The organism is Hungatella sp. SL.1.14, assembly GCF_024460495.1.
Classification (GTDB): Bacteria; Bacillota; Clostridia; order Lachnospirales; family Lachnospiraceae; genus Hungatella; species Hungatella hathewayi.
This window is the reverse complement of record NZ_JANFYJ010000300.1, coordinates 1-304: the sequence shown is the minus strand read 5'-3', so window position 1 is coordinate 304 and position 304 is coordinate 1. Positions and strand designations below refer to the sequence as shown.

General features: G+C 40.5%; 1 protein-coding gene. It reads left to right on the top strand.

What is annotated here, in order from left to right:
• Window positions 1-206 (top strand): hypothetical protein (locus tag NE473_RS31090; RefSeq protein ID WP_256265638.1); only part of this gene is annotated, 206 nt, incomplete at its 5' end.
• Window positions 207-304 lie beyond the last annotated feature (98 nt).

The following is a 304-nucleotide window of genomic DNA, read 5'->3' as shown; positions in this document are numbered from 1 at the left end:
CTGCCGAAAAAATCCAGATAAAGAAACAGTGCGCTAACTGTGCATGGAATGTGAACGGAAATTGCACAAATAAGCAGGAGCGAACCGATGTTTCGGAGATGTTTGGAATAACCGGTGATCTAGTTATAAAAAATGAATCAAAGCGCTGTAAACATTATGAGTTATCGAAAAATATATTCGATGCCCTGATTGAGTTAAAAAATTAAGATTTAGGAGGGGAAATGAGCAGTAGACCGGAGATTACAGCGCTGTTGTCATGTCAATTTCAAGATCTACAAGGGAGAGACCTTCGGACTGGTGGGAG